This window comes from Nocardia sp. NPDC019219 (genome assembly GCF_040632645.1).
GTDB classification, from domain to species: Bacteria; Actinomycetota; Actinomycetes; order Mycobacteriales; family Mycobacteriaceae; genus Nocardia; species Nocardia sputorum.
Genome location: NZ_JBEYCG010000005.1, coordinates 350,168 through 374,567, shown reverse-complemented (window position 1 = coordinate 374,567; position 24,400 = coordinate 350,168). Strand labels below are relative to the sequence as shown.

Sequence of the window (24,400 nt, the reverse complement as noted above, 5' to 3'; positions counted from 1 at the left end):
AAGCACTGACTGATTTACCTCCGGAGCCGATTCGTCGGCTCGGCCCGGCGCAATTCCGTGATGACGGTTTCGACCGCGTGTGGAACGGCGGCGGCGACCGGCTCCGACAAGCCGACACCGAGATCCAGGCTTGCCGCGTCCACGGCGATGACGACGAGCCGGCCGGGAACACGGCCGAGTGCGCGGCCCAGTGGCAGCGCGTCCTGGATCCCCAGTGTGTGCGAGGACGACGCGGTGCCGGCGTGCTGAAGCAGATCGATGTCGCTGCGGCGGACCCGGCCGGGAACCGACGGCTCGCAGCGCACCGCATCGATCACCACGGCAAGGTCCATACCGGCCCAGATATCGACAACGCTCGTGGGTTCACCGTCCGACAGGGATACCAGAACTCCCGGAATGCCGAGCTTTTCGATCTGGAGGGCGACGGCCGAACCGACTCCGTCGTCACTGCGGTAGTCGTTTCCGACGCCGATGACCACGGCCCAGGGCTCGGTCATCGGCGCACCACGTCGATGTCCAAGAAGTGCGCCGAGCAGGAGATACACGGATCGTAGTTTCGGATCGCGCGCTCGCACAGCGCGGCGAGCGCGGCATCGTCGAGCTCGAGATTCTCCGAGACCACGCGCCGCAGGTCGTCCTCCATAACGGCTTGGTTCTGGGAAGTCGGCGGGATGATCGTGGCCGAGCGGACTATGCCGTGATCGTCGACCTCGTAGCGGTGGTAGAGCAGTCCACGGGGCGCTTCGCTCACACCGTGGCCGGTCCCGGCGCGGGGCGTTACGGGTACCGCGGCACGCAAGGGCCGTTCGTAGCAGGCGATGAGACTCAGCGCCTCCTCGATGGCATAGAGGACTTCGACCACGCGGACCAGGATGCTGCGGAACGGGTTGCGGCATTCGGTGCCGAGCCCGATCTCGGCCGCGACCTGTCGGGCGCTCGGTGACAGCTGATGATAGTTCAGCGTGTACCGGGCCAGCGGCCCGGTCAGGTAGCGTTCGCCGTAGAGCATCGCGTGCAAGGCCGTGGAGTGCGGTACCTGGTATTCGCGCACGTGATCGGGAAATTCGGCTGCAGAGAACCGCAACCCGGTGCTGGTGTGCACAGCACCGGTGTCGACGGCGTATCGGTACGGTTCGGTCGCGGCGAGAAGTTCGTACTCGAGTTCCAGCTCGGGAAATTCGAATCCAGCCGCAAAGCGTGCGGTGTTCACCGCGCAATCCCTTGCGCGGCAGAGCAATTCGATCACAGGAGCGAAATCGGTGGGTTCGGGAACGGAGTAGAATCCGCCGAGACGGATATTGACCGGATGGATGGCCCGGCCGCCGAGGAGTTCGAGTAGCGCGTTGCCCGCCTTCTTCATCGCCAACCCTTGTTCGACCAGCTCGCGGTGGTCGGCGGCGAGCGCGATGGCGTCCGGGTAGCCGAGGAAGTCCGGAATGTGCAGCATGTGAATATGCAGGGAATGACTGGAAATCCATTCTCCGCAATACAACAGCCTGCGCAGTTCGGCCAGTGGCCGGTCCAACTCCACACCGCAGAGTTGTTCGAGGGCGTTGCATGCGCTGGTCTGGTAGGCCACCGGGCAGATCCCGCAGATTCGAGAGGTGATATCGGGCGGTTCGGTGTAGGCGCGGCCACGCAGGAATGCCTCGAAGAATCGCGGTGGTTCGTAGATGTTCAACTCCGCGCTTTCGACGCGCCCGTCCGCGACGACCACGCGCAGCGCGCCCTCGCCTTCGACGCGAGCCAGCGAGCCGACTTTCAGCTGCCTACGGTGACTCATCGCGGCTCCTGTCCGCGAAGTCCGGCGAGGCTGCGGCGTAGGTGGCGAAAACGCGGTCGATGTCGTCGGTGTCCATGCCGTTGACACGCAGGATGGGAAGCAGCGCGTGGATGTTCGGATTCGCCATCGGGCCGAAACAACCGAAACACCCACGGTGATATGCCGGGCACAGGGCGCCACATCCCGCCTGCGTGACCGGTCCCAGGCAGGGAATCCCCTCGGCGACCATCACGCAGGTGGTGCCGCGGCGTTTGCACTCGGTGCACACGCTGGTGTTCGGGATGTCGGGCGCGCGGCCGGCCAGGAACGCGCACAGGGTGTCGAGCAGTTGGCGCCGGTCGATCGGGCAGCCACGCAGCTCGAAGTCCACCGGTACGTGCGCCGAGATCGGGGTGGAGGTGCCCAAGGTGGCGATATATTCCGGGCTGGCGTATACCACCGAGGTGAATTCGGTGACGTCGGCGAAATTGCGCAGCGCCTGGATGCCGCCGTGCGTGGCGCATGCCCCGATCGCCACCAGAATCCTGGATTGCTCGCGGATCTCGACGATCCGGCGCAGCTCTTCTTCCGTGGTGATCGAGCCCTCGACCAGGGAAACATCGTAGGGGCCGGGCTCCATGGCGCTGGAAGCTTCCGCGAAGTGGGTGATGCGGACCCTGCCCGCGAGTGCGAGCAGTTCGTCCTCGCAGTCGAGCAAGGTCAGCTGGCAACCGTCGCAAGACGTGAACTTCCATACCGCGAGCGTCGGTGTCTTCGTCATAGTTCTCGCACCGCCAGTAGTGGTTCGGCCGCCGCGTAGTCGACGACGGGTCCGTCTCGGCACAGCAGCAGCGGGCCGAGCTGGCAGTGACCACAGCGTGCAACACCGCACTCCATGTTGCGCTCCAACGACACTTGGATATCGGTGGCCGGAATTTTCTTGCGCAGCAAGCCCTGTGCGCAAAATTGCATCATCGGCTCCGGGCCACACAGCAAGGCAGTGGTCTTACCGGGTTCCACCGTCAGGTGGGCCAGTGGCTCGGTGACGAAGCCGACTCGTCCGCTCCAGTCCGGTGCGGGGTGGTCGACGGTCTGATGGAGCTCGACCGAACCGGCCATTGCCCACAGCTGTTGGTCGTGGCGGAATAGAATGTCCGCAGGGGTGCGGGCTCCGCTGATCAGCACGACACGCCGGTAGTGGTCGCGGGCCGCCAGCGCGGCGAGCACAGCCGATCGTAGCGGCGCCAGTCCGACACCTCCGCCTACGATGACGAGATCTCCTCCGACCGCGGAGGTGAGATCCCATCCGGTGCCGAACGGTCCACGGACACCGATCAGGCCGCCGATATCGGTGTCGTGCAGCGCTGCGCTGACCGCGCCGACCACACGGATGGTGTGTTCGAGAATGCTGTCACCGGCGGCGGGATCACCGCTGATCGAGATCGCGGCCTCGCCCACCCCGAAGCTGTAGAGCATCATGAACTGCCCGGCCCGAAACCGCTGCGCCGCATCCCGTACCGGTTCCAGGCGCAGTGTCACGGTGTCGGGGGTCTGCGGAGTACGGCCGACGACTCGGTAGGGCAGCATCGTGTCACCGGGCGGAGCCGTGCGGGGCTGTGTGTCTACGCTCATCGGTCACCTTGCCCGGCCGTGATGCGGGGTAGACCGGCGGTGCACGATTCGGCGGGGTTGCGGTAGAGGTCGAGCAGCCGGGCCCGGGTGGCCTGGAGTCGTTCCAATAGCGCTTCGAACAGCATCAAAGCCAGGGCGCGGCCGAATCGCGGGTCCTGGTCGGCGAGTTCGGCCAGGGTTCGGGCATCGAACTCGATGGCCTCGACCGGTTCGGCTGTCACCGCGCCGAAATGCCACCGGAAGGGCGGTACCAGCCATGACCAGCCGAGCAGATCGCCGCCACTGAGGGTCTGAAGGACGACGGCACCGCGCCCCGGCACCTGCGCGTCCAGCACTATCCGGCCGCGGCGGATCAGCCAGCATCGGTCGGCCTGCCCGCCTTCCGCGATCACCTGATGCCCGGCGGGGAAGGCCACGTCACGCCCGGCGCCGGCCAGCGTGTGCAACTCTTCTCGGCTCAGTGCCGCCAGCCGCCCGAACGCGGACAATTCGTCACCCGTGGGCACGGTCGTTTTCCTCGGCCAGTTCGGCCAGCCGGGCGACCTCGGCGGTCAGGTCGATCTCGGCGGGGCACCAGGCGATGCACCGTCCGCAGCCGACGCATCCCGAGCTGCCGAATTGGTCGTACCAGGTGCTGAGTTTGTGGCTGATCCATTGCCGGTAGCGGCTTTCGCCGGATTGCCGCACGCTGCCGCCGTGCAGGTAGGAGAAGTCCAGTTCGAAGCACGACGACCAGTGCTCCCAGCGCTCGGCATGGTCGCCGGTGAGGTCGGTGACGTCCTCGGTGCTGGTGCAGAAACAAGTGGGGCACACCATGGTGCAATTTCCGCAGGTGAAGCAGCGGCCGGCGACGTCCTGCCAGTGCGGGGACTCCCGGGAGTCGTGCAGCAGTGCGCGGATGTCCACCTCGGGCATCTCTCGGCCCATCCGATCGGCTGCCGCCGACACCGCCGCCCGGGCGTTCGTGACCTCCTCCGCGTCCGCCGGACGTGCGGTGAGTTCGGCCAGGATCTCCGCGCCGTCTTCGCTGCCCACGTCAACCAGGAATCGGTGTCCTTGGGCATCGATGCGCTCGGTGAGCGCGAGGTCGTATCCGGCCGAGACGCCGGGGCCGGTGCCCATCGACGCGCAGAAACACACGCCGCCCGGTTCTGTGCAGTTCGCGGCGACGACGAAGAGATCTTTCCGCCGGGCGGTGAACGAAGCGTCAGGGTGGGCGCCACCGCCGAGCACTTGCCCTAGGATCGCGATCGAGGTGAGGTCGCAACCGCGGACGCCGAGAAACGCGGAGCGGACCGGCGTGTCCTCCACGGCTTCCATCTCGAGATCCGGTCCGAGCTGGGCTATCTTGCGACGTGGTGGATGCAGGAACTGCTTCCAGGATCCTGGACCGGCCGAATGCGCGAATACCGCCTCGTCGTCGCGGCGATGCAGCCGATACCGGCCGGGCGCGGTCTCCACGCCCCATCCGGCAGGCAGCCGCCTACCACCGTCCAGTTCGTCCAGGACGATCGCGCCATCGCGCACCTGCGGACCGATGACGCGGTATCCGCGCTCACGCAGCACATCCACTAGACGATCCAGCCCAGCGCGATCGATTACCACGGTGTCGTCAGGCATTGTCGAGGCCTCTGTTCGGTCGGATCCAGCCGTCCACTTCCGAGTCTGGTGAACGACGAGATCGGCCGCGAGGGACCAAGGTCCCGAATCGCGATGGCCGACGGCATCGTGCCTGGCAGGGACCTCGGTATCCAGGCACGGCCGATGCTCGGCCGATGCGGTCTTTCGGCCCTGCCCTCGGGGACGATCAGCCGCATTCAAGCCGCGGCACGGCTCATACCGTTGAGTCGGCGCTCGGCTGAGCGCCAAGCGATCACAGGCTCGGGAGGCCCCTCATGACAGAGCAGCGATTCGGCGACCCTCATCACCTCGCGGCTGCGAAGGTGATCGTCGGCGTGGACGGTTCGGACGGGTCGTGGACCGCCCTACGGTGGGCAGCGCGGTTCGCGGCCGAACGCGGACGTGAACTCGAGATCCTGCACGGCATGGATCTGGTGGGGGCCGGCTGGGTGCTGGGCGACTACGAGGTCGTGGTTCCATCGGTCGTCGATGCCATCCGCGAACAAGGACAAGACGTAGTCGCCCGGGCCGAACGTGTGGCCCGTTCAGTCGCGCCCGAGTTGCCTATCTCGGTTCGCGTGACCACCGACACCGGCAAGCAACTGTTGATCGAGCACAGCGCCGAGGCGTACGCGGTCGTGATCGGCGCGACCGGTGACGCCGGGACGTTCGCGCACCTCGGCTCGACGCTGCTGGCCGTGACCGCCCACGCGCAGGGCACGGTGGTCATCGTGCGCACCGATCCCGACACAGGCGGCGCGGTTCGCACGTCGGGCCCGGTGGTGGTCGGCGTGGACGGCAGCCCGGTCGGTGACGCGGCGATCGCGGCCGCCTTCACCGAAGCGGCCGAACGCGGTGTCGAACTCGTCGCCGTTCATGTCTGGAGCGATTGGAACTCCGGCCGGTTCGCCGGTCGCAGCAACTTGGTCGAGGCCGAACTAGACAATGTCGAGCGGGCGATGCTCGCCGAGCGCATCGCGGGCTGGCAGGAGAAATTCCCGGATGTTCGCGTCGCCCGCAAGGTCGAGGTGTCCGCGCCGGCTCCCCACCTGCTGGACTGGTCGAAGATCGCGCAGTTGTTGGTCGTAGGCAGTCGCGGGCGCGGCGGATTCGCGGGCATGCTGCTCGGCTCCACCGCCAACACACTGGTGCAGCACGCTTCCTGCCCGGTCATGGTGGTCCACCCCGCACGATGACCCAGACCGAGCCGGCGGACAGCGTCACTGATACGCGCGGTGGCGGGTGGTCACCACCGCCCGCGTCGACGAAATCGAACACCGCGGTGGCAACGCCGGCCCGGCACGAGTTTCGGTAGCGACCGTTCGGTGGCGTGATCGGGGGCGACCCGTGAACGGTCACGCCGCCGTTCGCTGGCGCCCGCGCCGAGGTTACCGATCCGGCTTCGATCGGCGGCTGGCCGCGGCGATCCGGACGATCGGCCACGTCGTCCCGTTATCCCTGTGATTCCGCTCTCGAGCTTCCATCGCCGGATGCCGATCTGTGGCGCACCGAGGTGACAGATTCTCACGCATCCTCGGTGGTGGGCAGATTGGCGGCGCAGACCGCTTCTACGAATTCACCGACGGTGTTCTCGGTCAAATGGCGGGCCAGATCGGCTTCGGTGATGATGCCGACCAGCACGCCGTTGTCGGTGACCGGAAGCCGCCGGATCCGGTGCTGCCGCATGAGCGTCAGCGCGTCGTCCACCTCGGTGTCGATCTCGACGGTGTGCAGCCGTTCGGCGCCCTGTGCCAATTCGCCGGCGGTGGTGGTCTTCGGATTCGCGCCGACACCGACGACCTTCACGACGATATCGCGATCGGTGACAATGCCGCCGGGATGACCTTCGCCGTCGCAGATCGGCAGCGCGCCGATATCGAGTTGGCGCATCCGCTGGGCGGCTGCTTCCATGGTCTCTCGAACACTGATGTGTTGAACGTCGGGCCGCATGATGGTCTGCACGGTTGTCATCAGGCATCTCCTTCTACTCCGGGCGGCGTGCTCGCTACTTCGATCATCATTCGACGGCGACGGAAGTATCGACAGGGCAGAAGGTCATCTGGCGCCGGTGCCACCGCGGCGGCGGTCACCGGTGTGCCGAGGACACCGAGGAGGTGACGTGTCCACAGCCGCTGGTACGCGTCGGGTCGCTGATGCGGAGCCGAAATATGCGCCGGTCGACGCCATCGAGCGCACCCGCGTGGTCCACTCGGCTCGTGGGTCGGTCGTCGCCGCGACTGCCTCCGACAGCGGACACGCTCACTTCGGATGGACGACCATGACGGGGCACTCGGCGTGCTGTACGAGCCAATTACTGGTGGAACCGAGTAGGAGGCCCCGGAATCCGCCCCGGCCGCGACTGCCGACGACGACGAGTTGCGCGTTCTGCGACCAATCGCCCAGATGTTCACGAGGCCCGGACAGATAGACCTTGCGGATCACGGTGACATCCGGGTACTTCTCCTGCCAGCCCGCGAGTCGCTCGGCCAGCAGCGCTCGCTCACCGATCTCCAGGTTCTCCAGCGGGATCTCGAGGTACTGCGCTCCCGCGAATTCACCGGCGGAGAGGTCGCTCCACGCGTGGATGGTCACGAGGTCGACACCGCGTGCTGCCGCTTCGGCGAAAGCGGCGGCTATCGCCGCTTCTCCGACCTCGCTGCCGTCGGCGCCTACCACAACCGGTGCGCGGTCGCCGGTCAACTGCCGGTCGCCTCGCACCACCACGACGGCGCCGTCCGCGTGGGCGGTCACCGCGAGCAAGGTGGATCCGAGATGAGCGATCGTGCCCATGCCCGGTGTGGCACCGAGAACCACGAGATGCGCGTGCGCCGACAGTGCGGTGAGCAGCGCTGCGGCGTTCTCTTCGCCGAGCTTCGTGGCCACAGCGAGATCGGGGGCGACACCATGCGCCAGCGCGCGGGCTTCGGTAAGGATTTTCGAACCGCGTGCGCGCATCGTCTCGCTGACCGGTGGCACCATCACGTCGTAAACGCCGAGCGTGGCGCGAGCCGCGGGAAGGTTCATTCCGTGCACGATCAGCAGGCGGCGCCCGCGATCCGCTGCCGTCCGGGCCGCCCAGCGGACAGCCGCCGAGGCGTGCTCGGTGCCGTCGGTGCCGACCACTACCGCAGCGGACGCGAGTTCGTGCGGATTGTCCTCGTGCTGATCAACCATGTCGCTGCCCTTCGGTGTGCGGATCCGTCATGTGTACGGTAGGGATCGGCACCTACGGCGACTGCTGGCGTTGGTCCTCGACCGGAGGGTCGATAGGCAGTTGAGGGCCGCGCCTATTCGTCTGTTCGGTGCCAGTGCGCATCCGTGGCTACGTCAGGTGCTCGCACGTCACCGTGAGCGAGTTCGTTTCGCCGCGAAGGCGGCGAGCTTACAGCTACCGCATCGCACGCAACTCCGGCGCAGACGAGCCGGCGAACGTGACTCGGTGCCGCTCGATCGACCCAAAGTTACTGCGCGCAGAGGACGCTCGACGGCGGAGCGCTGAAACGTCGTGGTGCTGTGGCGTTCGCATACCGGCTTCGACAGTGCGAGAACGAATCCGTTCCGGGTACCTGTCGCGCCGTGATGGACGTTGTCCAGCCGTCGAACTCTATTACGGCAGCGGAGCTGCCCAGCGCAGCACGGTGCCGCCTTCGGGTCGGTTGGTGACGCTGAAACTGCCACCGGCGTTCTCGGCCCGCGCGGCCAGGTTCGCCAGTCCGCTGTGGCGCGAGATGTCCGCCGGAACGCCCGCGCCATCGTCGGTCACCTCGATGGTGACGTCGTCCTTGACCTGCAACTCGACCGCCACGGTGCTCGCGGCCGCATGTCGCACCACGTTGCTCACCGCTTCCCGTAGAACTGCCTCGACGTCGTCGGACAGAGGTGGGGCCAGTACGGTGACCGGTCCGGCCAGCCGGACGGTGGTCCGCAGGCCGGTGTCGGCGGTCATGTCGACAACGATGCCGTGCAGGTGTTTTCGATACTTGGACGAATCCGCCGTCGTGTTGCTCTGCAGGTCGAAAATCGAGTGGCGGATGTCCTGAACGATGCCTTGCACGTCATCGATGGTGTCCGTCAGGCGGGATTTGATCTCCGGTACCCGGGCCCGCTGCACTGTGCCCTGCAGGGAGAGACCCACCGCGAACAGCCGCTGGATCACGTGGTCGTGCAGACCGCGGGCGATGCGGTCGCGGTCGGAGAGGACGTCGAGTTCACGCATCCGGCGCTGATTGTCGGCCAATTGCAGGGCAAGGGCCGCCTGGTCGGCGAAGGCCGCCATCATGCCCTGGGTGGCGGTGTCCAGAGGTGTCGCTCCGACCGCCCGAAGGGAAGCGAGCACGCCGATCACCGAGCCCCGCGCCCGCAGCGGGAGAATCAAAGCGGGGCCCGTCTCGGGCGCTGTCTCGGCGAACGTATCGGCTAGCCGTTCATCGACAGTGGCGGATGATCGTCCTGTCTGGAATGCCTCGCCCACATGCGAACCGGCAACGGGCACAGGCAGACCGTTCATCGCCTCCGAATTCGGTCCGGCGGCGGCGACGACCAGAAGTTCGGTCACTTCGTCGTGGGGGATGTCGGGGTCCTCGGGCAGAGCGAGGAATGTGATCGCGGAGTCGGTGAGTGTCAGTGCGCGTTCGGCGACGAATTGCAGGACTGCCTCGGGTTCACCACCGGCCAGTAGTTCGGTTGCAACGTCGCGAATGGCTTCGAGCCACTGTTGCCGGACTCTGGACTGCTCGTAGAGCCGGGCGTTCTCGATGGCGATACCCGCCGCGGCGGCCAATGCCTGGACCACGACCTCGTCGTCTTCGGTGAACTCTTGTCCGCCTGCCTTTTCGGTCAGGTAAAGGTTGCCGAATACTTCGTCACGCACTTTGACCGGGACGCCGAGGAAGGTGTCCATGGGCGGGTGGTGGGCGGGGAAACCGACCGAGGCGGGGTGGTCGGCGATTCTGGTCAGTCGCAGCGGTTTGGGTTCTTCGATGAGTAGTCCGAGTACGCCGTGCCCGCGTGGAAGGTGGCCGATCATGACGTGGGTGCGGTCATCGATGCCTTCGTAGACGAATTCGGCGAGTTGATTGCTGGTTGCGTCGGTTTCGCGGACACCGAGTGCGCCGTATCCGGCGTCGACGAGTTCGATAGCGGTGTGCACGATGGTCCGCAGTGTGTTGTCGAGGTCGAGTCCGGCGGTGATCACGAGCATGGCTTCGATGAGCCGGTCCATGCGGTCGCGGACATCGACGATCTGGGCGATCCGGTCCTGGACCTCGATGAGCAGCTCACGTAGCCGCAGCTGCGACAAAGTCTCCGTCACCGAGGTCCGGCCGTTCGAACCGGGCATGTACGGCTGGCCCTCCATGGACCGCATTCTCCCACGATCGAGCCGCTGGTTCTCATTGCGGACGATCGCCGAGACCGGGCGGTCACATCAGGACTGCTTCTCCGGCTGTGTCAGCTTGGTGGCGATTACTGCGGCCTGGGTGCGACGTTCGACGCCCAGCTTGGTGAGCAGACGCGACACGTAGTTCTTGACGGTCTTCTCCGCGAGGAACATCCGGCCGGCGATCTGCCGGTTGGTCAAGCCTTCGCCGAGTAGGGCGAGCAGGGTGCGTTCCTGGTCGGTGAGACTGGCGAGCGGGCCGGTCTTGGCCTCCGCTTCCGATCGGAGTTTGGCCATGAGCGCGGCGGCTGCTCGGTTGTCCAGCAGCGAGCTACCGGATCCGACGGCGCGGATGGCGTCGACGAGGGCGAGACTCTTGACATCTTTGACCACGTAACCGCTGGCCCCGGCGAGGATGGCGTCGAGCATGGCCTGCTCGTCGGTGAAGGAGGTGAGGATCAGGCAGCGCAGGTTCGGATCGGCCGAGAGGAGTTCGCGGCACAGCTCGATGCCGTTGCCGTCGGGTAGTCTCATGTCGAGCACGGCAACATCTGGGCGGAGCGCTGGAATGCGGGCCAGAGCTTGGGAGTAGCTGCCCGCTTCGCCGACGACGACCAGGTCCGGCTCCAGGTCGACGAGGTCGGCGACGCCGCGGCGGACGATCTCGTGGTCGTCGACCAGGAACACCTTGACCATGGATAACCCCTTTCGCGCAGTTATCCCAGACTACGGAGTGCCAGGTCGGCTCGCCTCGGAGTTCGACCTCGGATCGGTGACCGAAGTCCCTTGACAGGTCGTGTCCGTACCGGCGTCCGACTGCCGACGTAAGGAAGGTGTCGCACGACCGACTGCATTCCGTGAGGTGTCCAGTGAAATCACCGGCAAGAACTCATCGAGCGATTTCTCTACGCGGCGCTCTTCCCCTGCCTCGATCGATCCGCAAGGAGATGGCCAGAAACTTCGCGAGCGTATCGAAGCCGCGGCGACCGGCGGTGACCTCGTGACGAGATCCCTCCGGTGTCTACACCGCCTTCTGTGGCCCGGCGGTCTTCGTAGTGATCGAGCTATCCGTCGGTGCCGTCTGCGTTCTGGTGATGTCGGCCTCGGCTGCCGGAGTCGTCGCTGCTGTACGCAAGTACGTGATTTACCGCCGCGAGGCGGAAGGGGCTCAGGCGGCGGCGTCGCATATGCGACCACCGTGGAAGACTTGCCGCCATTGGTGAAAGACCCCACGCCATACAGCAGTCCACTTCCGAAAAGGGCCGGACGCTGGGACTCACGAAAGCCGACTTCGGAGGCCGCTCCTATCATCTCTCGGCGGAATGGCGCGCCCGGCCCCGCGCGCAGTGGTAGAGGAGCAGTCCGGTCGCAACAACGAAAGCCGCTGCGATGAAGGGCTCCGCAGAGTCGAATCCCGCGCCTGGTATGGCGGCGTGCATCTGGAACAGCAGGGCCGAGATATAAGCGAATTGGTGCAGCGATCCGGCGAGCAGCAGGGCCGTAGCCAGGACATACCCCCAGGCCCGCCGACGCCATAGCAGAACTGCGGCCGTCATATAGCCCGGAACGAGCAGTGCCAGGTCGAGGACGAAGCCGAGGTGCGTCAGGGCCGCAGGGAGGATCAGCCGAGATGGTTCGGTCACCACCTCGGTGACAGCGAACCGGATGGAGTAGTAGACCCACATCACCGCCAGTGAACCGGACAGGAGCCCTAGGATCACTGCCACCGAGCGCACCGGCGTCGTCATGGGAAATCGCGCGGCCACCGCATCGACGTCCAGGCTTGCCAACGCGAGCACGAAGGCGAAAATGGCCAAGGAGAACAGCGCCGTATGGATGAGGAACATCCGGTTGAAACCGGTGCCGAATACGTACACCGCGTAGGTGTACACGGCATAGGCGAGTACACCGCACCAGACCAGCTGAACCCAAGCGGACCGCGGCCGCCCCCGGATCAGCACGGCCGCCAGCATGGGAGCTACGAGCACCAGGGCGACCAAGTCATATCCCCGCAACACGGCTACTACCTCAGGGGGATCGCGGTACAGCCCATCGATCGACAAACCGCCGAGCGACGACACCGCCATCAACGCGAAGATCAGCAGCGACATCCTGTGCGCCACACGCGCCGCACGACCGCGGCCGCCGTTCACCGCGGCGGGCGGGACTGCCGAGATACCAGCTTCCATCACAACCTCTCCGCTACCCGGCTGGCATTCGCCCTCGAGCATCTCTACCGGATGTTCGCCTGCGGTCGGGACGAAAGTCCCTCGCCGCACATGCGACGGCCGCCGCACTACTACGGTGTCACCCCCGCCAGCTGCCGATGCCCGCCGGGGTCGATCCGTCATCGGGCGCCTGCAGCCCACGTCCGCGCTTTCGTTAATCAGCATCGTCAGCAGAACTCGACGTTTGCTCCGAAAGCGGCGTCTATCGGCACTGACGCCAGGTAGCCGATTCGCCAGCGGCCGACGCATCGCCCGGCGACTCGAGGAGAGGGCCTCGACGGCTGCGACGGCCATGTCATCGCGTGCCGTTCGGCCCTGGTTCCTGCTCGAGGGGGCAGGTGGCCTATCGGCAGCGGGCGGACTTGTGATGGTGAAGTCGAAGACGACCCAATAACCAGCGAGTTCGTCGGCGCGGATGCGGCGGCGCAGGTCGGCGAACTGCCGCGCTTGCATGATTGAACCCGCGGCATAGCCAAGCCATGGCCTCGGCGTCGTCGCGTCCGGCTGAGCGCGGCGCTGCCATTCTTGGGCGCGTGCGGTGCGTGCCCTGGAAATTGGGAGTTGTCGGTGTCCTACGCGCACGGGCTGGGGTCGGGTTCACGCCGCATGTGCGACCAGGACCGGGCAATGCGCGTGCTGGACGAGAAAATTGCTGGTCGAGCCGAGCAGCAGGCCGGTGAAGCCGCCGCGGCCGCGGCTGCCGACCACGATCAACTGCGCGGTCTTCGACCAATATTCGAGGCGTTGAGTCGCCCCGGTCAAGTACACCTTGCGGGTCACGCGGACATCGGGATATTTCTCCTGCCACCCGGCTAGACGTTCGGCAAGAATGGCGTCCTCCGCCGTCTCCAACCCGGAGCCCATGAAACCGGTGTCCGCCGCGCCCGCGAACTCCTCGAAGCGCAAGTCGCTCCACGAATGGACAGCCACCAGCTCGGCGCCGCGCTCTGAAGCTTCGGCGAAGGCGGCGGCAATGGCGACCTCGCTGACCGGGCTACCGTCGACGCCGACCACCACCGGACCCTGCCTTTTGATATGCGGTTCCGCGCCGCTGTCGCGTACCACGACGATGGAGCCGCGGCCGTGGCTGGTGACCGCGAGCAGCGTGGAGCCGAGATGGGCGAAGACGCCGACGTTGCCGGTGGCGCCGAGCGCGATGAGGTGCGCGGATTTCGAGAGGTGGATCAGCAGCCTGGACGGGCTCGCCTCGGAGATTTCGGTGCTGATCTCCAGGTTCGGCGCCACCTCGCCGGCGAGGCTGTGTGCGCCGGCGGCGATTCCCATGCCGCGCGTTCGTAAGGCTTCGATGATCGATGGGGGAGTGGCCGGGTGGCTGCCCGTCATGGAGCCCAGCCCGGCAATGTCGAGCCCATGCGCGATGAGCAAAGTGCGGCCACGCCGCGCCGCTGTCTCGGCGGCCCAGCGGACGGCCAGCTCGCTGCCCTCGGAACCGTCGGCGCCGACCACCACCGGCGCGGACGCCAGCAGATGCGGGTTCTCGCGGTACTGCCGGTCCATGTATATCGCCCTCCGGACCTCGGAAATCAGCTGTCCTTCGTAGCGTAAGAATTCGCAGGTCGATCGGCTGCTGCCCTTGGTCCTGGTCCCGCAGGCCGAAGGGCCGCAATGTCGCCGCGCCGGATCGCCCGGACGACACCAGGTATCTGCCATCCGGACCTTCGCACCTGTCCGCCAGTGGAACCGGGAGGAGTGACGTGGGACGGCCGAATCCTGGGTAGCTGAGAGGTAGAGACCGTTGAATCTACGGCTTATCGTCCTCTTCGCAAACCGATCCGGCCAAGAGCATGCGGGTCGATGCATCGCCGCGACGACGGTCGCAAAGTGTTGTCGCTGCCGCGGTCATCGAATGAATGGGTATTCGGTCCCGCCTCCCCGGGGCCTTCGACCCTGTGCGCCAACCGAGGGCGGTGATGGTGTGTATGCCGACCGATTCGAAGCATTGCGAAAAAGAGAGGCAGGCAACAGCATTGGCGCGTGATCTGACGCAGCGAGAGATTCTGGCCGAACTGGAGCCGATCGCCGAGGACTGCGTGCACCGGCACCTGTCGATGGCCAAGGACTGGCACCCCCACGACTACGTGCCCTGGGAGGAGGGGCGAAACTTCGCCATGCTCGGTGGTGCGGACTGGTCTCCCGATCAGTCCACGCTCACCGAGGTGGCGAAAGCCGCGATGATCACCAATCTGCTCACCGAGGACAATCTGCCTTCCTACCATCGCGAGATCTCCGAGAACTTCTCCCGCGATGGCGCATGGGGTACCTGGGTCGGCCGCTGGACAGCCGAGGAGATGCGGCACAGCACCGTGATCCGCGACTATCTGGTGGTCACCCGCGGCGTGGACCCGGTTGCTCTCGAAGCGGCCCGGATGGCCCACATGACCAACGGATTCTCCTCCGGTGCAAACGAAACCGATGTCGCGAGTGGCGCCGGATTCCTGCACTCGGTCGCCTACGTCAGCTTCCAGGAACTGGCCACGCGGGTTACCCACCGCAACACCGGCCGAGTGTGCGACGACCCGATCGCCGACCGAATGTTGCAGCGCATCGCCGCCGACGAGAACCTGCACATGATCTTCTACCGCACCATCTGCGGCGCCGCCCTGGACTTGGTCCCCGATCAGGCGATGGAGGCAATAGACACCATCGTGGAGAACTTCCGGATGCCGGGCGCTGGCATGCCCGACTTCCGCCGCAACGGCGTGCTGATGGCCAAGCACGGCGTCTACGACCTGCGCCAACACTTGGAGGAAGTACTGCTTCCGGTAGTCAGACAATGGAACATCATGGACCGCAACGACTTCGAAGCGCGTGGCGAGCAAGCGCGCGAGCGACTCGCCGCATTCCTCGATGACCTGCAACAGGTGCGGATCCCACGCTTCGAACAACAGCGCGCCCGCGCCTTGGAACGCGAACGCGCCCGCGCAGCGCGGTAACCCCCGAGGAGATCATCACCAGCATGCGGTCGAAGTGGTGCTCGTCAGTGACGACGGGGCTGATGATCGGCACTGAGCGGACGGTGCTGCGGCGGAGGTGTCCCACGCAGCACCCGCTGCCGATCCGGTGCGCCGGATCGGTTGCCGCCGGTCTCTGCACCTGAGCGGTACTACGTTCGACGAAACCATTTCGTCCACGACACGATGCCGCATGGCGAAGCACACAGTGGGGCGCGAAAGAGGTCTTCGACCACGCCGAATCCGCCAGTGGGAGCCGCTGTCGCCGACCTGTTGGACCTCGCGTCCGCCGACCGCGCGATCGAGCGATTACCCGTTGTCGATGAGCAGGTGCGTCCGGCTGCCGCGAGGCACGAAAAGCACTCCACGATCCAATTCGCTGTCCCCACGTCCGCTTCCCGACGGGTAACGCGTCCTTGGATCCTCCGGCTCCGGGAAGACGAACGGTGCCGGTGTGCTGGAGCGGCTCGGGGAGCTCATGTGGTTTGTCCGGCAGGGTTCGGCGCGCATCTGCGGGCGTGGGCGATGGCTTCGGGGGTGTGGTCGAAGATTTGCGCGTCGCCGCCGGTGGGCAGGGCGCCGATCGTGGCGAGGCGGCGACGATGATCCTCGCGCAGACCGGACATCAGGACGGTGATGTCGCGGTGTTCGAGTTTGCCGATCGCGTCTTTCAGCACGAGGGCGCCGGTGGTGTCCAAGGCGGTGATTCCGGACATGCGCAGGATGACCGCGTGCACATCGGACACTTCGGCCAGTTCCAGCAGGAACCGGTGAGCGGCGGCGAAGAACAAGGGTCCGTCGATGCGGTAGGCGACGATATGGTCGTGCAGCAGGTCGTGTTCCTCGGCCAGGTGGTCGGTGCCGTCGGCCGGCATCTCGAGTGGGACCTGCTGTAGCCGGGCTTCTTTCGCGACCGACCGAAGGGCGAGCACGATGGCGATGCCGACGCCGACGGCGACCGCGGTCACCAGGTCGAGGGCGACGGTGACGCCGAAGGTGATCGCCATGATGATCGCGTCGCCGCGCGAGGCACGGGCGATCGCGGTCAGCGACGCGGTCTCCACCATCCGGACGGTCGTCGCCAGCAGGACTCCCGCCAGGGCTGCCAGTGGGATCTCCGCCACCATGGGTGCGGCCAGGTAGATGATCGCGGCCAGCACGGCGGCGTGGGTCAGCGCCGCGAGCCGGGTGCGCGCGCCGGAGCGGACGTTGACCGCGGTGCGGGCGATCGCGCCGGTGGCGGGCACACCGCCGAACATCGGGGCGGCGATGTTGGCCACACCTTGGCCGAACAGTTCGCGATCGGGGTCGTGGCGGGTGCCCACGGCCATCGCGTCGGCGGCGGTCGCCGACAGCAGTGATTCCAGTGCGGCGAGCGCCGCCACTGCCAGTGCAGGCGCGATCAATGACCCGAGCTGGTCGAGGTGCACGAATCCTATGGAGGGAGCCGGCAATCCGGTTGGGATCTGCCCGATGGGGGTCAAGTCGAGATCGAACACCCGCACCGCGACGGTGGCTGCGGCCACAGTGATCAGCGCGAACGGCAGCTTCGGCAGGTACCGGCCACCGGCCAGGACTACCGCGGCCACCACCAGTGCGGTCGCCAGTGTCAGGTGGTGCGGGTGCGAAATGTATTGGCATGCCGCGTCGAATGCCGACTGCCACACCTTCTCGCCTTCGGCGTGCTCGATCCGCAGCGCGGACGGGACCTGCTGCAACGCGATGACCACCGCGATGCCGGCGGTGAAGCCTTCGATCACCGGGGCCGGCATGTAGCGCACGGCCCGCCCGACCCCGGCAATTGCGAGCACCACGAGTACGAGACCGGCGAGCAGCCCCACGGCGAGCACTCCGCCGGCGCCGTGCTGGCCGACGATCGGCACCAAGACCACCGTCATCGCGCCCGTGGGCCCTGACACTTGGAAGCGGGAGCCGCCGAACACCGCCGCGGTCGCGCCCGCGACAACGGCGGTCGCCAGTCCAGCGGCCGCGCCCAACCCGGAGGAGATTCCGAAGCCGAGCGCGAGCGGTAACGCCACCAGTGCCACGATCAGACCCGACAGCAGGTCCGCGCCGGGCGCGCGCAGTGCGGGTTGCCAGTCCGACCAGCGCGGCAGTAGTGCGAGCGCGTTCACAGGGCCCTGGCCAGACGCATCTTCAGCGCGGCCAACTGCGCACGCAGCCGGTCGGGCAGCCGATTGCCGCCGATGGTGGCGTACCACTCGTCGATCGACGTGGTCTCGGCCACCCACTCGTCGATGTCGACGGCCAGCGCCGCGGTGGCCAGTCTCCGGGCTCGCTCCGACAGGCCGGTCAGGTCCAGGGCGTCGGCAGTGGGCACGAACCCGATCGGTGTCTCCACGGCATCGGCTGCACCGTCCAAGCGCTCGAGGGCCCACTGGAGTACACGCACGTTGTCGCCGAAGCCGGGCCACAGGAAGCTGCCGTCGGCGCTGCGGCGGAACCAGTTGACCTGGAATATCCTCGGCAGCTTCGCGGGATCGGCGGCGGCGCCGAGTTTCAGCCAGTGCGCGAAGTAGTCGCCGACGTGGTAGCCGAGGAACGGCAGCATCGCCATCGGGTCCCGTCGCACCACACCCACCGCTCCAGCCGCCGCCGCGGTGGTCTCCGACGACAGCACCGACGCGGTGAACACCCCGTGTTCCCAGTCGAAGGTCTCGGTCACCAGCGGCACTGTCGTCTTGCGGCGTCCGCCGAAGAAGATGGCCGAGATCGGCACCCCGGCCGGGTCGTTCCACTCCGCCGCCACCGACGGGCACTGCTCGATCGGGGTGCAGTAGCGGGAGTTCGGATGCGCGGCAGGGGTTCCCGACTCAGGGGTCCAGTCCTGGCCGTGCCAGTCGATGAGGTGCCCGGGCGGAGTGTCGGTCAAGCCTTCCCACCACACGTCACCGGCGTCCGTGCGTGCGGTGTTGGTGAAGATCGAATTTCCGGCATCGATCGTGGCGATCGCGTTCGGGTTGGTCTGCGCGCCGGTTCCCGGGGCGACGCCGAAGAACCCGGCCTCCGGGTTCACCGCGTACAACCGGCCGTCGGCGCCGAAACGCATCCAGGCGATGTCGTCGCCGATCGTCTCCGCGGTCCAGCCGGGCAGGGCGGGTTCGAGCATGGCCAGGTTGGTCTTGCCGCACGAGGACGGGAACGCGGCCGCGATGTAGTGGATCTTTCCCTGCGGCGTGGTGAGTTTGAGGATCAGCATGTGCTCGGCCAGCCACCCCTCGTCACGGCCGAGCACCGAGGCGATCCGCAGCGCGAAGCACTTCTTGCCCAGCAGCGCGTTACCGCCGTAGCCGGAGCCGTAACTCCAGATCTCCCGGCGCTCCGGGAAATGTGAGATGTACTTGGTCGAATCACACGGCCACGGCACATCCAGCTGGCCTTCTCCCAGTGGAGCGCCCACCGAGTGCAGGCACTTCACGAAGCCCGTCCCGTCGGTGAGTTTGTCCCACACGGGCGCGCCGGAGCGGGTCATGATCTGCATCGCAACCGCCACGTACTCCGAATCGGTGACCTGCACACCGTATTTCGGATCTTCGGCATCCAACGGCCCCATGCAGAACGCGATCACATACATCGTCCGTCCCGCCATGGCCCCGCGATAGTGCTCGGTCATCACCGTGCGCATGTCCAGCGGATCGACCCAGTTATTGGTCGGGCCGGCGGCCTCGCGATCTTCCGAGCAGATGAAGGTGCGGTCTTCCACCCGCGCCACATCGTCGGGATCAGACACACACCAGAAGGAGTTCGGCTTCGCCGCAAGCGGCACGAAGGTGCCCTTCTCGACCAGCAGCCCCGTGAGTCGGTCCCACTCTGCCCGAGAACCGTCGCAGAAAACGATGCGAGAGGGTGCGGTCAACTCCGCGACTTCGGCGACCCACGCCAGGATGCCCTCATGCTCGGTCGGCGCCTGCACGCTCGCGGCAACGTCCAGTTGGTTGGTCACGATGAATCTCTCCTTCGAAAGCTGCTAGGTCTTTAGTTTAGAAAAACTGCAATCAGTGAGCGAGCGGCATTCTTATGGGTGACGAGGTCAGGCGGGTTCTTCGAGGGCTTCAACCTGACCGGCGACTACGCCGGTGAGAATGGCCCGTGCGACCGCCAGCAGCTCGGCGACCTCGGGAGTGGTCAATTCATAGGTCACCGACAGCCCTTCGCGGCGAGCGGTCACCAAGCCGGCGCGCCGGAGGATCGACAACTGCTGAGACAAGTTGGCCGCCTCTATCCCGATCTCGGTCAACATCTCCGAAACTGCGTGCTCACGCTGACTGAGCAGTTCGAGCACGCGCACCCGCACCGGATGCCCGAGTGTTTTGAAGAAGTCGGCCTTCATCTGATAGAGCGGCCGCTGCAGTCCTGGCATCGCCACCACTCCCTTCGGTTCCGGCTAGGCGGTATCGGTATCCACCGCCTTATTTGCAGAGTTTAGCAAACAATGCTTTTGGCAAGTCGCCTGGACCGTCCTCGCACCAGGGCCTCCTCGCTGCACGCGGTCTCGTCGCGGTCAGCACCACGATCGAGCGGGCCGCACCTCAGTCGAGAGAATTCGCCCACCATGTGATCCGGTGACTACGAGCGGTGCGTCGTGGCTTCCGCGATGAGCCAGTCGTCGCGGGCCCCCGGCCATGCAGGCCGAGTCATGGCTGCGGGGATTCGCGGCGGCGCGTTTCGCCGGGGCGAATGGCCTCCGCGTTCGGGAATTGCGGCCCTGTTCAGGAGGTGCCCGGGTCGGGTTTCCTGAGACGAATCCGCTCGACGTTGGGCGCTGTTCAGGAAGGAGCGGGCGTGTCCGGACCGAATTCGATGATCGAGCAGTGGTCCGGACGGGCCGCTGTGTGGGTGGGGCCGGTGCTGGTGTCGGCGACTGTGGCCGCCCTGATGTCAGGACTGGTGTTCTGGCTATTCGGGCTGCGCGAGGTCGCTGAGGGCTGCTGGATCACGGCGACGGTGGTCGCGGTCGTGCCTGCGGTGTGGTGGATGGTCACCACGCTGCTGCGGGGTCGGGTCGGGGTGGATTTGATCGCGGTGTTGTCGCTGGTGGGCACCTTGCTGGTGCACGAGTATCTCGCTGGTGCGCTGATCGCGGTGATGTTGGCGACCGGTCGCGCACTGGACGCGGCGGCCGAGCGACGCGCGTCGCACGACCTGAGGTCTCTGCTCGAGCATGCACCGCGTTCGGCTCGCCGCCGTATCGGCGCCGAGGTGAGCGCGATCGCGTTGGACGAGGTCGCCGTCGATGATGTGCTGGTGGTGGCGCCCGGCGAGGTGGTGCCGGTCGACGGGCGGGTGCTCGACACAGTGGCCGTACTGGACGAATCGGTGCTCACCGGCGAGCCGTTGCAGGTCGAGCGCAGGATCGGGGAACCCGCACGCAGCGGTGTCGTCAATGCCGGCGCCTCCTTCGAGATCCGAGCGACCGCGACCGCGGCGGACAGCACCTACGCCGGAATCGTGCGGCTGGCCCGAGAAGCCGGCGCCGAGAACGCACCCGTGGTCCGGTTGGCCGACAGGTACGCGGCCTGGTTTCTGCCCTTGACGCTGCTCGTGGCCGGGGCGGCGTGGCTGTTGAGCGGGTCGGCGGTGCGCGCGGTCGCGGTCCTCGTCGTGGCCACCCCGTGTCCGCTGCTGTTGGCCGCGCCGGTGGCTATCGTATCGGGGCTGTCGCGGGCCTCCCGCCAGGGGGTCGTGATCCGCAGCGGCGGTGCGCTGGAGAACCTCGGCCACGCGACCACTCTTGTCATGGACAAGACCGGAACGCTCACCGCGGGCCGGCCCGCGGTAGTCGAGGTGATCGCCGCCCCTGGCCGGGACGCGGCCGAGGCATTGCGGCTGGCCGCGTCGGTGGACCAACTGTCGCCTCATGTGCTGGCCGAGGCGATCGTTACCGAGGCGCTCGCCCGCGACGCGGCGCTGTCGCTGCCCACCGCTGTCGTCGAACAGCCTGGCCGCGGCATCTCCGGCACCGTCGACGGCCACCGCATCGAGGTGGGCAAACTGCCTGATTCGGCGACGGGATCCGAGTGGGCGCGTGCGGTCGACAGCCGAGCGCGCTTGGACTCCGCGGCGATCGCGTGGATCGTCGTCGACGAGGAGCTTCTCGGGGCGGTTCTGCTGCGCGATCCGTTGCGGCGGCACGCGCCGCGAACGATCCGCAGACTGCGCGAGGCGGGGTTGAACCGACTGGTGATGCTCACCGGTGATCGTCTCGAACCGGCCCGCGAGGTCGCCGCCGTACTCGGCCTCGACGAGGTGTACGCGGGGCAGAGTCCCGCCGACAAGGTCGCCGCGGTGCGCGGCGAACGCGAGCACGCGGTGACGGTCATGGTCGGTGACGGTGTCAACGATGCTCCCGCCTTGGCGGCCGCCACCGTCGGTGTGGCGATGGGCGCACGCGGGTCCACCGCTTCTTCGGAGGCCGCCGACATCGTGCTCACCACCGACCGGCTCGACCGGCTCGCCGACGCCATGGACACCGCCCGCTGGTCGCGCCGTATCGCCGTGCAAAGCGCCGTGGTCGGGATGAGCCTGTCGCTGCTGGCGATGATCGGGGCCGCCGCCGGGCTACTCCCGCCCGCCGCTGGTGCACTGCTGCAAGAGGTCATCGATGTGGCGGTGATCCTCAACGCGCTGCGAGCGCTACGGGGCAGTCCAGCCGCTCGCACCGAAGTGGCCGCGGCGACAGAGGAACTGCTGCACCGCTTCGCGGGTGAACACGAGACTTTGCGCGAGATGCTCACGCTGTTGCGTACTGCCGCTGACCGGCTCGCCACCGCCAATGATCCTGCGGCCCTGGCCGCTGTCGAGGACGCCAACCACTTCCTGGTGACCGATCTGCTGCCCCACGAACGCGCCGAGGAAACCCTGCTGTACCCGGCGCTGGCCGGTCCGCTGGGCAGCACCGAGGCCACCGCGACGATGAGCCGCGCCCACGCCGAGATCCAGCGGCTCACCACCCGCATCGGCGCCCACCTCGAACGCGCCCACGCCGCGGGCGCCATCACCGGCGACCAGATCGACGACCTGCTCGCCTGCCTGTACGGCCTGCACACCTTGCTGCAGCTGCACTTCCTGCAGGAGGAGGAGAACTACTTCACCCTCACCGACGACGACCAACCCGAGAACATTCCGGCCTCTCAGCAGCCTCACCCACACGAACCCCTGCGGCGATGACGCCGCTGCCCGCTGGGCCACAGAGACGGCCTCGCACCCGATGGGCAGCGACTCGGTGGCGGTAGGCGCGAGATCAGCCGGCGATGTCAACCGTTATCTCGAGAAGTTCCGACCTGCACCCGCTCGCGCACCCAGAACGGCCTCGGTCGCGGGCCCGATGTTGTCGGCTTGGCGCACGACATCGTTGACGAGCTTGTCGATCCCTTCCACGTAGATGCCGGGCTCAAGGGCCTCGAGATCGGTTGCGAGGTTCCTCTCGCGAGGGCCTTGGTAAAGGTAGTCAGGACGATTCGCGCATCAGCGTTGCCGCCTCCGGCGGGCAGACCGTCCAGCCTTGATCAGTCAGCGCATTGGTGGCGGCCTCGCCGCCATCGAACAGCACGCCTACGCGGGCGGCCCAGGCGATGTCCACAACTTCGCCGTCGTCGCTCGAAGCCCTTCGCGAGCAGCAGGGTCACGCGATGCAAGCTTCCACGCATCGGGCACGGCGACCGCGTGTGATCGCCGTAGCGAGGGCGGTGGGCGCGCCACCAGGCCGGGTCGGCCGTCCACTGTGCGCTCGAGCAACCCACCAGGACACTTTTTGGTGCTCACCGATTTCGAGAACTGCACCGCCTTCCTGCCCGGCGACCGCCACGCCAAACACGCTGCTGGATCAGGTCGTGGGATGGAGTCCGCGACGAACCGCCCGAGCAGCAGGGCTCGAAGGTCGCCGGAGTCCGGTCAGGCAAACTCACAGCGAATATTCAGCATCAATCGACGCAGAAACGATGCATCCGAGCGCGATCGGTGCAAGACTTCCTGGAGTGAACATCCGCTCGTGCGGCTCTCCTGCACGGGGCGCGTGAACCCGGCGGTGGCTGCTCCGGCCTGCCGCAGCGGTTAGGTACTCGCGCGTAATGACAACCACGACCGCTGCGGTCAACCTGAAGGAAGCAACCCAAGATGCGAAACGCGAAACGATCACTTCTGCTGGCTACGGCCCTCACCGCCACCGTCCTGGGGGCGTCGGCCTGCACGGATGACAACGACACATCCTCCGCGACCTCGACAACCAGCCCGGCCGTCACGACGACGACGGCGACGACATCCCCGTCGACGGGAACACCCGCGTCGGCTCCCGTCGGCCCAGGCTGCGCCGCGTACGCCGAGCAGGTGCCGACCGGGCCGGGTTCGGTGACCGGCATGGCGACCGAACCAGTGTCGGTCGCCGCGTCGAACAACCCGCTGCTCACCACGCTCGTCGCCGCGGTGTCCGGTCAGCTCAATCCGCAAGTGAACCTGGTCGGTACCCTCGACGGCGGACAATCCACCGTGTTCGCACCGGTCGACGCGGCCTTCGCCAAGGTCGATCCCGCGACGATCGAAACGCTGAAGACCGATTCGGCCGCGCTCACCAAGCTCCTCTCGTATCACGTGGTGCCAGGACGGGTGGGGCCGGGCGAGATCGCGGGGGACCACAAGACCGTCGAAGGTTCCACGGTCACTGTGACCGGCAGCGGTGACAATCTCAAAGTGGCTGATGCCGGAGTGATCTGCGGCGGACTCCAAACCTCGAACGCCACCGTGTACTTGATCGACACGGTGTTGACGCCCCCTGCGGCATGACGCGGCCCACCTC

General features: G+C 66.8%; 20 protein-coding genes. 4 read left to right on the top strand and 16 right to left on the bottom strand.

Annotated features, from left to right (window positions below; all coding sequences use genetic code 11):
• Nucleotides 1-14 precede the first annotated feature (14 nt).
• Genes ABZ552_RS13095 through ABZ552_RS13070 form a run of 6 tightly spaced genes read right to left on the bottom strand, consistent with a single transcriptional unit; the run spans nucleotide 15 to nucleotide 5,014 of the window.
• A complete protein-coding gene (locus ABZ552_RS13095; RefSeq protein ID WP_281918537.1) occupies nucleotides 15-497 on the bottom strand; it encodes a hydrogenase maturation protease in 483 nt (160 codons plus the stop codon).
• Nucleotides 494-1,783, bottom strand: a complete 1,290-nt coding sequence (locus ABZ552_RS13090) for a nickel-dependent hydrogenase large subunit (protein ID WP_281918538.1) — start codon at nucleotides 1,781-1,783, stop codon at nucleotides 494-496. Before ABZ552_RS13090 ends, ABZ552_RS13095 begins: the two co-directional genes overlap by 4 nt.
• The gene (locus ABZ552_RS13085) at nucleotides 1,770-2,543 is read right to left on the bottom strand and encodes an oxidoreductase (RefSeq protein ID WP_281918539.1); all 774 of its coding nucleotides are present in this window, start codon (nucleotides 2,541-2,543) and stop codon (nucleotides 1,770-1,772) included. Before ABZ552_RS13085 ends, ABZ552_RS13090 begins: the two co-directional genes overlap by 14 nt.
• Entirely contained in the window at nucleotides 2,540-3,394 is an 855-nt protein-coding gene (locus ABZ552_RS13080) for an FAD/NAD(P)-binding protein (RefSeq protein ID WP_281918540.1), read from the bottom strand. The genes ABZ552_RS13085 and ABZ552_RS13080 overlap by 4 nt, the downstream gene beginning before the upstream one ends.
• Complete coding sequence (locus tag ABZ552_RS13075) at nucleotides 3,391-3,900, bottom strand: cyclic nucleotide-binding domain-containing protein (RefSeq protein ID WP_281918541.1); 510 nt, start codon at nucleotides 3,898-3,900, stop codon at nucleotides 3,391-3,393. The genes ABZ552_RS13080 and ABZ552_RS13075 overlap by 4 nt, the downstream gene beginning before the upstream one ends.
• Nucleotides 3,887-5,014 (bottom strand): 4Fe-4S dicluster domain-containing protein, encoded by a 1,128-nt coding sequence (locus ABZ552_RS13070; protein WP_281918542.1) that lies wholly within the window; start codon nucleotides 5,012-5,014, stop codon nucleotides 3,887-3,889. The genes ABZ552_RS13075 and ABZ552_RS13070 overlap by 14 nt, the downstream gene beginning before the upstream one ends.
• Before the next feature lie 275 nt (nucleotides 5,015-5,289).
• Here ABZ552_RS13070 and ABZ552_RS13065 point away from each other — a divergent pair, with 275 nt between their 5' ends.
• Nucleotides 5,290-6,210, top strand: coding sequence for a universal stress protein (locus ABZ552_RS13065; protein WP_281918543.1), 921 nt, complete (start codon nucleotides 5,290-5,292; stop codon nucleotides 6,208-6,210).
• Between the two features lie 328 nt (nucleotides 6,211-6,538).
• Here the strand turns inward: ABZ552_RS13065 and ABZ552_RS13060 are convergent, their stop codons facing one another.
• The 6 genes from ABZ552_RS13060 to ABZ552_RS13035 all read right to left on the bottom strand — a co-directional run bounded on the left by ABZ552_RS13060 (nucleotide 6,539) and on the right by ABZ552_RS13035 (nucleotide 14,137).
• Nucleotides 6,539-6,985: a CBS domain-containing protein gene (locus tag ABZ552_RS13060; protein WP_281918544.1), complete on the bottom strand. Its 447-nt coding sequence runs from the start codon at nucleotides 6,983-6,985 to the stop codon at nucleotides 6,539-6,541.
• A 288-nt stretch (nucleotides 6,986-7,273) separates the two neighbouring features.
• Complete coding sequence (locus ABZ552_RS13055) at nucleotides 7,274-8,188, bottom strand: universal stress protein (RefSeq protein WP_281918545.1); 915 nt, start codon at nucleotides 8,186-8,188, stop codon at nucleotides 7,274-7,276.
• Between the two features lie 433 nt (nucleotides 8,189-8,621).
• Entirely contained in the window at nucleotides 8,622-10,370 is a 1,749-nt protein-coding gene (locus ABZ552_RS13050) for a GAF domain-containing protein (RefSeq protein ID WP_281919592.1), read from the bottom strand.
• A gap of 69 nt (nucleotides 10,371-10,439) precedes the next feature.
• Nucleotides 10,440-11,087, bottom strand: coding sequence for a response regulator transcription factor (locus tag ABZ552_RS13045; RefSeq protein WP_281918546.1), 648 nt, complete (start codon nucleotides 11,085-11,087; stop codon nucleotides 10,440-10,442).
• Between the two features lie 611 nt (nucleotides 11,088-11,698).
• Nucleotides 11,699-12,502, bottom strand: coding sequence for a hypothetical protein (locus ABZ552_RS13040; protein ID WP_281918547.1), 804 nt, complete (start codon nucleotides 12,500-12,502; stop codon nucleotides 11,699-11,701).
• Between the two features lie 714 nt (nucleotides 12,503-13,216).
• Complete coding sequence (locus tag ABZ552_RS13035; RefSeq protein WP_281918548.1) at nucleotides 13,217-14,137, bottom strand: universal stress protein; 921 nt, start codon at nucleotides 14,135-14,137, stop codon at nucleotides 13,217-13,219.
• 470 nt (nucleotides 14,138-14,607) lie between these two features.
• Between ABZ552_RS13035 and ABZ552_RS13030 the strand changes: the two genes are divergently transcribed.
• The gene (locus ABZ552_RS13030) at nucleotides 14,608-15,573 is read left to right on the top strand and encodes an acyl-ACP desaturase (protein WP_281918549.1); all 966 of its coding nucleotides are present in this window, start codon (nucleotides 14,608-14,610) and stop codon (nucleotides 15,571-15,573) included.
• Nucleotides 15,574-16,067: 494 nt separating this feature from the next.
• On the opposite strand, the gene ABZ552_RS13025 is transcribed toward ABZ552_RS13030, so the two are convergent.
• The 3 genes from ABZ552_RS13025 to ABZ552_RS13015 all read right to left on the bottom strand — a co-directional run bounded on the left by ABZ552_RS13025 (nucleotide 16,068) and on the right by ABZ552_RS13015 (nucleotide 19,972).
• Entirely contained in the window at nucleotides 16,068-17,726 is a 1,659-nt protein-coding gene (locus ABZ552_RS13025) for a SulP family inorganic anion transporter (protein ID WP_357437144.1), read from the bottom strand.
• Nucleotides 17,723-19,555 carry a phosphoenolpyruvate carboxykinase (GTP) gene (locus tag ABZ552_RS13020; RefSeq protein ID WP_281918551.1) on the bottom strand — a complete coding sequence of 611 codons (1,833 nt, stop codon included), beginning with the start codon at nucleotides 19,553-19,555 and terminating at the stop codon, nucleotides 17,723-17,725. The genes ABZ552_RS13025 and ABZ552_RS13020 overlap by 4 nt, the downstream gene beginning before the upstream one ends.
• An 87-nt stretch (nucleotides 19,556-19,642) precedes the next feature.
• Nucleotides 19,643-19,972 (bottom strand): metalloregulator ArsR/SmtB family transcription factor, encoded by a 330-nt coding sequence (locus ABZ552_RS13015; RefSeq protein ID WP_063051353.1) that lies wholly within the window; start codon nucleotides 19,970-19,972, stop codon nucleotides 19,643-19,645.
• A gap of 440 nt (nucleotides 19,973-20,412) precedes the next feature.
• Between ABZ552_RS13015 and ABZ552_RS13010 the strand changes: the two genes are divergently transcribed.
• Nucleotides 20,413-22,779, top strand: coding sequence for a heavy metal translocating P-type ATPase (locus ABZ552_RS13010; RefSeq protein WP_281919593.1), 2,367 nt, complete (start codon nucleotides 20,413-20,415; stop codon nucleotides 22,777-22,779).
• A 280-nt stretch (nucleotides 22,780-23,059) separates the two neighbouring features.
• Here the strand turns inward: ABZ552_RS13010 and ABZ552_RS13005 are convergent, their stop codons facing one another.
• Nucleotides 23,060-23,191 carry a hypothetical protein gene (locus tag ABZ552_RS13005; protein WP_281918552.1) on the bottom strand — a complete coding sequence of 44 codons (132 nt, stop codon included), beginning with the start codon at nucleotides 23,189-23,191 and terminating at the stop codon, nucleotides 23,060-23,062.
• Between the two features lie 533 nt (nucleotides 23,192-23,724).
• Between ABZ552_RS13005 and ABZ552_RS13000 the strand changes: the two genes are divergently transcribed.
• Entirely contained in the window at nucleotides 23,725-24,387 is a 663-nt protein-coding gene (locus ABZ552_RS13000; RefSeq protein ID WP_281918553.1) for a fasciclin domain-containing protein, read from the top strand.
• Nucleotides 24,388-24,400: the final 13 nt, after the last annotated feature.

Excerpts from the sequence above, each read along its gene's own strand:
- ABZ552_RS13095 (WP_281918537.1), bottom strand. The coding sequence starts at position 497 with ATGACCGAGCCCTGGGCCGTGGTCATCGGCGTCGGAAACGACTACCGC.
- ABZ552_RS13090 (WP_281918538.1), bottom strand. The coding sequence starts at position 1,783 with ATGAGTCACCGTAGGCAGCTGAAAGTCGGCTCGCTGGCTCGCGTCGAA.
- ABZ552_RS13085 (WP_281918539.1), bottom strand. The coding sequence starts at position 2,543 with ATGACGAAGACACCGACGCTCGCGGTATGGAAGTTCACGTCTTGCGAC.
- ABZ552_RS13080 (WP_281918540.1), bottom strand. The coding sequence starts at position 3,394 with ATGAGCGTAGACACACAGCCCCGCACGGCTCCGCCCGGTGACACGATG.
- ABZ552_RS13070 (WP_281918542.1), bottom strand. The coding sequence starts at position 5,014 with ATGCCTGACGACACCGTGGTAATCGATCGCGCTGGGCTGGATCGTCTA.
- ABZ552_RS13065 (WP_281918543.1), top strand. The coding sequence starts at position 5,290 with ATGACAGAGCAGCGATTCGGCGACCCTCATCACCTCGCGGCTGCGAAG.
- ABZ552_RS13060 (WP_281918544.1), bottom strand. The coding sequence starts at position 6,985 with ATGACAACCGTGCAGACCATCATGCGGCCCGACGTTCAACACATCAGT.
- ABZ552_RS13055 (WP_281918545.1), bottom strand. The coding sequence starts at position 8,188 with ATGGTTGATCAGCACGAGGACAATCCGCACGAACTCGCGTCCGCTGCG.
- ABZ552_RS13050 (WP_281919592.1), bottom strand. The coding sequence starts at position 10,370 with ATGGAGGGCCAGCCGTACATGCCCGGTTCGAACGGCCGGACCTCGGTG.
- ABZ552_RS13045 (WP_281918546.1), bottom strand. The coding sequence starts at position 11,087 with ATGGTCAAGGTGTTCCTGGTCGACGACCACGAGATCGTCCGCCGCGGC.
- ABZ552_RS13040 (WP_281918547.1), bottom strand. The coding sequence starts at position 12,502 with ATGTCGCTGCTGATCTTCGCGTTGATGGCGGTGTCGTCGCTCGGCGGT.
- ABZ552_RS13035 (WP_281918548.1), bottom strand. The coding sequence starts at position 14,137 with ATGGACCGGCAGTACCGCGAGAACCCGCATCTGCTGGCGTCCGCGCCG.
- ABZ552_RS13015 (WP_063051353.1), bottom strand. The coding sequence starts at position 19,972 with ATGCCAGGACTGCAGCGGCCGCTCTATCAGATGAAGGCCGACTTCTTC.
- ABZ552_RS13010 (WP_281919593.1), top strand. The coding sequence starts at position 20,413 with ATGATCGAGCAGTGGTCCGGACGGGCCGCTGTGTGGGTGGGGCCGGTG.
- ABZ552_RS13000 (WP_281918553.1), top strand. The coding sequence starts at position 23,725 with ATGCGAAACGCGAAACGATCACTTCTGCTGGCTACGGCCCTCACCGCC.